The following is an 8365-nucleotide window of genomic DNA, read 5'->3' on the forward strand; positions in this document are numbered from 1 at the left end:
TCCCATGACCTGCAGCGCCCAAAGGCCTACCATTCCGCCAAAGACAAGTATCACTCGAAGACTCCAGCCTGAAGGCCACAGTGGCCCGGTGAAGGCGATCAATCCGATCAGGGCAAATTGAATTCCGACCAGTGTCAGAGAAAGAGCGGAAGGCGATTCATTCCTCTTGTCTTGATTCATAAGCAGCCTTGTTGGTTCTCCGAAGAGTTTCGACCCACCCCTTTAAGAAAGACCATCAATCTTCCGAGGATTTTCAAGGAAGGGGTACAATGAATCTAACAACTGACAAATTGCCTTCGACGTATACGACGTCTCTCACGGCGACAGTGGCCCAGACGATGATGCAGTGGCACTCAACATTCCTCAAACCCATTCTCCCGGCCGTCTTTTTTTTCGCCGGCGTGACCTATGATACCCTGACGTTAACACGCATCGATCGATTGCTGGATAATCTGATTATCCTCCTCTACATCACGCTTCTGGGCAGTCTCATTATCCTCACCGGTCGATTTCAACTGGGACTGGTCCCCTCAATACCGGACAGATCCGGATGGAATGTCCTCAGCCTGATGCATCGAGCCCGTCCGCACTTTGATAAGGCCCTGCAATTCTTATTAGGCGGGCTGTTCAGTGCGTATGCCATCCTTTATTCCCAGAGTGCGTCATGGTCCACGACCGCCATCTTTTTGGGAATCATTGTCGGGTTGCTAATCGCTAATGAATTTCTTTCCAGACGCTATTCCAGTCTCAAGATGCTGGTGGGCCTCTTTTCAATCGTCACCTTAAGCTTTATGACCTTTTTCCTCCCTGTCCTGACTGGATGGATGAATGCCTCGGTTTTTTTAGCCGGTTCCGTCATCACCATTGCCGTCGTGTGGAAAACCGTCCGCCTCACCCTCCGCGGCATTCCCAATCTTCCTACCAGAGCTTCCTTGATCATTTGCTTCCCGGCTTTTGCCCTGGTGGGAGTGTGCACCGCGTTATATTTTTTAAATTGGATTCCGCCCATTCCCCTCTCCCTCAAATCCGGCGGCATCTATCATCACATTGAAAAGCAGCAGGATCAGTACCTGCTCACCTATGAAGATGGTCCCTGGTACGCCGTGGGGAAACGGTCCGATGACCGTGTCGGAACCGACACACCCGTCTATAGTTTTTCATCCGTGTTTGCCCCGATCACGTTGCATACCACCATCTATCACCATTGGGAATGGCGTCCACTTACGAAGTCGGCTGAGTTCATCACCACGGATCGCATTCCCATTTCCATCACCGGCGGAAGAGAACATGGGTATCGCATGTATACGATGAAACAACGCCTCCAGCCTGGTGAATGGCGCGTGAATGTGGAAACGGAGGACGGGCGACTCATCGGACGCATGGCGTTTTCTGCCGAATCAAATTATTCCCCATCCCATGAGCTGACGACCATCACACAGTGAAAAAATTTCTTCTTTCCTTGACCATGTTTATCAGGTTTCTTTTCGTCACAACAAAATATTTTCTGACAGACACCCTGTGCTGTTTTCAGCAGGACAAAAAAAATTAAAAAATTCCTGGAATTAATTGCTGAGACGTTGTAGTATAGATTCAATATCATCATGCACAACTATCGAAACACTTCTTGCTTACATCAATTCCCTCTCCAATTTCGCTCCCGAACATCGCTTAGCATTGCAGAACGATAGTGCCGATAAAATTTTCGCGTGACGTCTTACACAAATACCGTGCTCAAGGGTTCCTATTCACAGACTCACTGCTATGGTAAGGGTGAGCTATCACTGCGGCTCTAACGTCGCATCTATATTTGAAGGGAGGTGAGTGTTTTGGCCACAAAGAAGAAAGCACCAGCTAAGAAAAAGGCTCCAGCCAAGAAAAAAGCTCCAGCCAAGAAAAAGGCTCCAGCCAAGAAAAAGGCTCCAGCCAAGAAAAAGGCTCCAGCCAAGAAAAAAGCTGCCACGAAGAAACGGTAATTTTTCAAGTGTGCGGACATTACGCCGGATGGGGCATGCTCCATCCGGCGTTTTGCCATGATCAATCTGTCCTCCCGTCAATCAAAGCAGGCGCTATCTCTACGAGTCTTTTGTCGGTCCTTCTCCTCTTCATTCTTTCCACATTTTCGCCGTTTGGCCTTCCTCAGGACCACCGCGCACCGCTAAAAGAGCAAGCAGGCTTCAGCTCTTGACTCCACGAACTCCACCTGGAATGATCCTGATCTTCACAGGTATTGATTAAATACCACACAGATGTTCTGTTTTTTAGTTTCTTAGAAGGGAATGTGATATGTCGCAACACACCGGTAAACTTTTCAAATTGATGGCTCTTTATGTATTCATTGGTGTCGGAGGAGTCCTCTTTTCTAATGCCTCCTGCTTCGCGGCGAGCGAAGAGCAGAAAACACCACCCTCTTCACAAGCACCATCTGAATCTTCATCACCCCCGCCCGGTCAACCACCACAAACTGACGCCTCAAAAATATCGCTAGAAAAAAAGGGGCAGGAAGAATTGGATGAATTACGGAAAAAGCCGGATGAATTTCGTACCTTGATGACCGGAGTGCAGATTTTCCTGGGGCGTTTTGGATATGGAGTCGGACCATATACAGGCACGCTCGACCAATCCACCAAACAGGCGTTGAAAGCCTATCAGGAAAAATCAGGGCTTTCTCAGACCGGGGACCTCGACTTTCCGACACTGAAACATCTCACCGAGGATGATCGCGTCTTGAATCGTGTAGTCCCATTCCTTCCTCCACAGACCTTTCACGATCAGTCATGGGGGCAATGGGTGGAAGTCCAGGGTTCCTGGATGCTCAAGGAAGGCAATACCGACGATGTCCTTCAGACATCGCGTATCACCTGCATGAGAGAATTTAAACGGTGTATCGACTCGACCGCATCCCTGGTCAATGCGAATGTGCCCCAACTCAAAGTGCACACTCATGTCTATGATATTCAGGAATGGGATGATGCCAACATCGTGTCGGCACCCTATGATGGGGAAGCCTGTGCCGTGAGTATTCTACGGATTTCCCGGAATCCCCCGCTTGTCACCCGTTTTCTTTCTCTACAAGGGAAACCAGGACCGTGCGCGAAGGTGCAGGCCGAAGACCGACAATACGTCCTGGAAGATGGTCCAAAAATCTACCAGATCCTCCGGATGCAAAAGTCTGAGGCCATTCAACAAATCCTGCAAGTCGCCAAGTAACCGGCTGTGATCCGGCTTCAATCGTGATTCTCACAGGAAGATAACACGGGATGTTGGGGAAACCTGGAGCCCGGGTATTCCCGATATCCCATGCCTTCCGGTGTCACCCTCACCAAACACGTCCTCGCCGGATTCGGAGGAATGGCCAGGTTAGCCCTTGCCTCTCAACGCCCAGGAAAAGTACAGCCCAGCCACGGCAATTGTGAAGAGTTGAATGTTTTGGAGGATGGGACTGCGTTGAGCCCCCTCCATGGGGGGAGAAGTAATAAAGTGAAATCCTAAAAATTCCGGCGCCTGCTCCGGTGGCGTTTGCCAGGGAGGAAATAAGACGGCCAGGATGAGTAGCCCCACCATAATATAGAGAATACGAAGGTTGAGCGGCTCCTGCTTGGATTCCTCTACCTGTTTTCGATCCGCCCGACTCCCGCATTTAGGACAGAACCGTCCTTTGAGAGGGAGATCATAGCCACAAGAAGGACACGGCTTGGTTTCACTCACACAGCACCTGATTTCTGTTAAGATGACGCATGCCTTATGATTGTTGGATTTCTCTATCTTGCCCAATTTTTATCGATTCGTCCAGGCGAAACAGGCAAAATAATTTGACTCACTTCCCACGTCATTTTTATAATTTCCCAACAGATCACGATTCAATCCCAACATCGACCCGCATTCGTTCCATCAGGCCGGTGCAGGCTTTTCTCCCAGTATATCCGTTCGCCCCCTTGGCCCATGCACCACCTTCACAATCATCCATGAACCACCTTTGTCAGGAGACACCGTGACACCCACTTCCTTTCGTGTCCTCTCAGTGATTGGCGCCGGAGCCTGGGGAACGGCTTTGGCTCACCTATTGGCCACCAAAGGATTCAGCATCCGCTTATGGGCGCATGAGCCTGAGGTGGCGGAGACCATCCAGCGCACAAGAGAAAATTCCTGGTATCTCCCGGAGGTGGTCTTACCTAATTCTATCCAGGCTACGATCAGTCTTCCCGATTGCGTGCAGGGCACGGATGTCATCCTGCTTGCGGCACCCTCACATGCCATGGCCAACATGGTAAAGCAACTCAACCTGCTACTAAAGGAACCTCTTCCCATTATCATTGCGACCAAAGGCATTGAGGAAGGCACGCTGCAATTGATGAGTCAGGTGGTCGAAAGTCATCTCCCGGCAGTGTGGCATCCGTTCATCACCATTCTTTCCGGACCCAGCTTCGCATCAGAGGTGAGCCGATGGAAACCTACGACCATTTTACTCGCCGGGCGGGATTTCAATCTGGTGAATGGCTTGCAACAAGCCTTCATCACTCCACAGTTTCGCGTGTATGCCGGACGGGATATGATCGGTGCGCAACTGGGCGGTGCCTTAAAAAATGTCATGGCCATTGGAGCTGGGGTGGTCGACGGGTTGGACCTTGGATCGAATGCGAGAGCCGCCTTAATCACCAGAGGACTGGCGGAAATGATCCGGTTAGGCCGGGCCATGGGCGCCGATGTTGCCACCTTTTATGGGCTATCGGGATTAGGAGATCTGGTGCTCACCTGTACCGGGACGTTGAGCCGGAATTACCAGGTGGGCCTGCAGTTGGCCAAAGGCGCGAATATGACGACGTTGCGCTCAACCACCAGGACCGTGGCTGAAGGTGTTCCCACCAGTCGGGCCGCCATGGCCCTGGCTGAACGCTATCATGTGGATATGCCCATTGTGCGCGGCGTGTTCCAAATGCTGTTTGAAGCGCGCAATCCCCGGCATATCGTGACCGACTTGATGTCCCGATTAGCCAAAGGCGAAACAGATGGCCTTTTTTCCGCCAGCACCGCGACCTTTGGCTCCAGGGCTCATTCATGAACCACGACCGGTTAGCGGCCTTGCTTCAACGGGTACAAGGCGGACACGTTTCTGTCCCCCAGGCTATTCGTCAGCTCCGCACCCTCCCGTTTGAAGATCTCGGGTTTGCCTCAGTGGATCATCACCGGTCGCTTCGACAAGGTTTTCCGGAGGTGATCCTGTGCGAAGGGAAAACACCCGCACAAATTACCGCTATCGCTCGAAAATTATTAAAGGCCGGCGGACCGTTTCTCGCGACACGCGTTACGCCCGCTAATGCGCGCAGTCTCAAGCGATTGGCCCGCAAAGCGGAGTATCATGAGATGGCAAGAATGGTGTCTCTTGCCGATAGCGCACGGAAGAAGCAGGGGTTGATTCTTATCGTCACAGCCGGCACCTCCGACATCCCAGTGGCAGAAGAGGCCAAAGTCACCGCCGAGGTCATGGGTAGCCGGGTGCAGACACTCTATGATGTTGGCGTCGCAGGCTTGCATCGGCTTTTGGATCGCCAGGAGAGTCTTCACCAGGCACGGGTCATCATCGTCGTGGCGGGAATGGATGGGGTGTTGCCCAGCGTGGTAGGAGGGTTGGTCGATCGCCCGATTGTCGCCGTGCCCACCAGCCAGGGCTACGGGGCGAATTTTGGCGGGCTTGCCCCTCTCCTGACCATGCTAAATGCCTGCTCATCAGGAATCGGCGTAGTAAATATCGATAACGGGTTTGGAGCAGGCTGTCTCGCCCACCGTATCAATATTAACGGAGAAGCGGAAGCTCCTCCCCGGACTTAGGTAACTCAAGCATCGCATCGTTCAAAGGGTCCGAAGTTGGCGACTCTTGCATTTCAGGGATTATCTTTTCGTCTTTCTCCTCTGGATCAACGATTTGAGAGTCAGACTCTGAAACACCGGCCTCCTCCGGCTCAAGAATTCCCGTAGCGTCTATGGAGGTCTCCTCCTCTGGAACCAGGAGATCGTCGGAAGATTTCAAGCCTTCCTCCGTGACCGGGCCATTCTCTTCAGAACTCTCCCCCTCACGGAGAATCTCAAGTTCCTCGGGAATATCCGGCTCCGGAGGAAGGGGAGGCAATACCTCACCCACATAGGCCAACGCTTCGAGTGTCCCGTGCACCCGATGCGACACAACCTTCGTGCGGGGACCATTCCCCTCATCCTCCATTAATTTGACCTGAAGTTCATAAAAGTACGAGCCATCAGCCACAAGTTGATGATATTGATCCTTCCCATCCCAGACCAACTCCACCGGAACGCTGAGATTTCTCCCTTTCACCTCCTGGTCGTCAACCGACCGGCGATGTGCAATAAAACTCATGGAGCGCCGCGTCGGCGAGGTGATCATGGCCGACACTTCAAGCACATTGGCCCCACGTAACGATGACGGCAGATCCACGAGGATGGTCAACTTCAAAGGACTTTTCCCAATGATAAAGGGATCGGGAGAGAGCACGACCTCCGAAATCTTCACGGGAGAAACCGACACGGACCTGGACTTAGACTTGGCCTCGCTTGAGCTGAAGGGGGAAAGAGCGAGAAATGACCCGAGGGCCAGCACCAATAAACCAGGCTGCCACCGCCATTGAATTTTCCTGCGTGTCGAAGACATCCTTATCATTGTGCCAAAATTTTTCTCTTGAGACCAATCAAATTTGAGATTTATTTTGGGGCCACCGGAAAGAGAGGGAGTCCGTCACGCCACGCGAAGTGGGGCTAGGTGGTTTCCATCACACCAAAAAATCGCGGCTAGAATGTCTGACCGAACTCTCCTAAGAGCTGTGAGACTTTGAGCCTTAAGACCGGCAGGTCACGCTCAACAACATCCCACACAAGTTGAAGATTGATGCCAAAGTAATCGTGGATCAGCTTGTCTCTCATGCCAGCGATGGGTTTCCATGAGACGTCAGAATGAGCATTCTTGAGGGAGGCAGACAGGCGCTTGGTGGCCTCCCCGATAATTTCAAGGTTGCGCACGACGGCATCTTGGGTTTTCCGGTCGGCGAGAAAGCTTACTTCGCCAGCTACGGTATATTCCAAAATGAGTTGGATAGCGTCTCGAATGTGCAGAAGGTAAATGCGGTCGTCCTTCATAAGGGGACGGCTTCAGCGTGAATGCGCTGTTCCAGGTAGGGACTGAGTCCCTGATCGGTAAGGATATCCACTTTGCGGTCAAGGAACGCTTCCAACTCCTGACTCAGTTCGATCAAATCCAGCAGGCTGCGCCCCTGATCCATCTCCACCAATAGATCGATGTCACTTGAGGAACCAGCCTCCCCTCGGGCCACCGACCCAAATACACGCACGTTATGCGCTCCATGTTGCGCAGCAAGCTGGATGATGCTGTCTCGTCTGGATCTGAGCAAGTCAGTGGTCGTCACGGTATACACTCCGGATTCTTTACAAACAGAATACCCATTGAGGCCTCATCTGACAAGCGTACCAGGGCTCCGGCCAATAGCAGAGAAGTTCAACGAGCGTAGGATCGAGGGCTAATGGCGTGGGGGGCCGGAAGGCTCAGTGATACATGTTTCTCCTCTACTTCTTATTTTTACCAAAATTTCCATTTAACTCTAGAATTCTATTATGCTTCCTCTCTTATTTCCCCGCTACGGCGTTCGATAAACTTCACCAAGCCGACCTTTTTGATAAACCAATAAAAGGACTTCCACAATGGTCGATAATGCCCATACCGTTGCCGAACGAAACGTTTTTTAAGGCGACGGGCATATTTGTCGGCGAAGGCTTCCTCTTTGACAAGTTGAGAGTTAGAGATAACCTGGACGTGATGTCCAATCTCATGATACAGAACATTGGCGAACATCCCATTTCTCAGCATCGGTATCCTCAGGTCATACCAGGACGCATCACTCAGGATGTTATCTACAAAAATTTCTATGTTGGCCAGTTGTCCTTTCCACCGTTGCTGGCAGCGGCCCAATACGCGGGAAATAGGAGCCCCCGAGGCACCTCTTTGCCGCTTCCTTTTCCGTGATAAGGCGGCGGTATTTGTAAGAACGATAGACTGTAAATGGGCCAAGTCTTCTGGTGGCACATACTCAAGCAGAATCTGAATGATCTTCCTGACATTCACCTCTGGTGTGTAGTCTTTGTAAATTTCCTGGACCAACGACCTCCTCTGGCTCATCGTTTAACTTTTTTTAGATCAAGAAATTTTCACAGACTTGGATAGACCCATAAGAAACAGGGTATATACTTTTCGTGGCTAACCAAATTTATCGGTTGTAAAAACCGGAAAAAGAAATTTTCCTGTCCACTGCCTCCCCAGATATTGGCGTAAAACTATAAAACACAAATGGGG

The 8365-nt window shown here is 51.3% G+C and carries 11 protein-coding genes; 4 read left to right on the forward strand and 7 right to left on the reverse strand.

Features of this window, described 5'->3' with window-relative positions; genetic code table 11:
* Positions 1-180: hypothetical protein (locus AAH187_RS10760; RefSeq protein ID WP_342348458.1), on the reverse strand; the 180-nt coding region annotated here is incomplete at its 3' end.
* Between the two features lie 89 nt (positions 181-269).
* Here AAH187_RS10760 and AAH187_RS10765 point away from each other — a divergent pair.
* Complete coding sequence (locus tag AAH187_RS10765) at positions 270-1442, forward strand: DUF2914 domain-containing protein (protein WP_342348459.1); 1173 nt, start codon at positions 270-272, stop codon at positions 1440-1442.
* 359 nt (positions 1443-1801) lie between these two features.
* On the opposite strand, the gene AAH187_RS10770 is transcribed toward AAH187_RS10765, so the two are convergent.
* Positions 1802-2017, reverse strand: coding sequence for a hypothetical protein (locus tag AAH187_RS10770; protein ID WP_342348460.1), 216 nt, complete (start codon positions 2015-2017; stop codon positions 1802-1804).
* Positions 2018-2283: 266 nt separating this feature from the next.
* On the opposite strand from AAH187_RS10770, the gene AAH187_RS10775 reads away from it, so the two are divergent.
* Complete coding sequence (locus AAH187_RS10775; protein WP_342348461.1) at positions 2284-3207, forward strand: peptidoglycan-binding domain-containing protein; 924 nt, start codon at positions 2284-2286, stop codon at positions 3205-3207.
* Between the two features lie 150 nt (positions 3208-3357).
* On the opposite strand, the gene AAH187_RS10780 is transcribed toward AAH187_RS10775, so the two are convergent.
* On the reverse strand, positions 3358-3705 hold the full coding sequence (locus AAH187_RS10780) for a zinc ribbon domain-containing protein (protein ID WP_342348462.1): 348 nt from the start codon (positions 3703-3705) through the stop codon (positions 3358-3360).
* Positions 3706-3988: 283 nt separating this feature from the next.
* Here AAH187_RS10780 and AAH187_RS10785 point away from each other — a divergent pair, with 283 nt between their 5' ends.
* Together AAH187_RS10785 and larB are read left to right on the forward strand one after the other, a co-directional pair.
* Positions 3989-5056, forward strand: a complete 1068-nt coding sequence (locus AAH187_RS10785) for an NAD(P)H-dependent glycerol-3-phosphate dehydrogenase (RefSeq protein WP_342348463.1) — start codon at positions 3989-3991, stop codon at positions 5054-5056.
* Positions 5053-5823 (forward strand): nickel pincer cofactor biosynthesis protein LarB, encoded by a 771-nt coding sequence (larB, locus tag AAH187_RS10790; protein ID WP_342348464.1) that lies wholly within the window; start codon positions 5053-5055, stop codon positions 5821-5823. Before AAH187_RS10785 ends, larB begins: the two co-directional genes overlap by 4 nt.
* Here larB and AAH187_RS10795 read toward each other — a convergent pair.
* The 4 genes from AAH187_RS10795 to AAH187_RS10810 form a co-directional block, all read right to left on the reverse strand.
* On the reverse strand, positions 5789-6655 hold the full coding sequence (locus AAH187_RS10795; RefSeq protein ID WP_342348465.1) for a hypothetical protein: 867 nt from the start codon (positions 6653-6655) through the stop codon (positions 5789-5791). The genes larB and AAH187_RS10795 overlap by 35 nt on opposite strands.
* Positions 6656-6792: 137 nt before the next feature.
* Positions 6793-7137, reverse strand: coding sequence for a DUF86 domain-containing protein (locus AAH187_RS10800; protein ID WP_342348466.1), 345 nt, complete (start codon positions 7135-7137; stop codon positions 6793-6795).
* Complete coding sequence (locus AAH187_RS10805; RefSeq protein WP_342348467.1) at positions 7134-7424, reverse strand: nucleotidyltransferase family protein; 291 nt, start codon at positions 7422-7424, stop codon at positions 7134-7136. The genes AAH187_RS10800 and AAH187_RS10805 overlap by 4 nt, the downstream gene beginning before the upstream one ends.
* 203 nt (positions 7425-7627) lie before the next feature.
* Positions 7628-8173, reverse strand: coding sequence for a hypothetical protein (locus tag AAH187_RS10810; RefSeq protein WP_342348468.1), 546 nt, complete (start codon positions 8171-8173; stop codon positions 7628-7630).
* Positions 8174-8365 lie beyond the last annotated feature (192 nt).

The sequence above is a fragment of the uncultured Nitrospira sp. genome (assembly GCA_902500695.1).
GTDB lineage: Bacteria > Nitrospirota > Nitrospiria > Nitrospirales > UBA8639 > Nitrospira_E.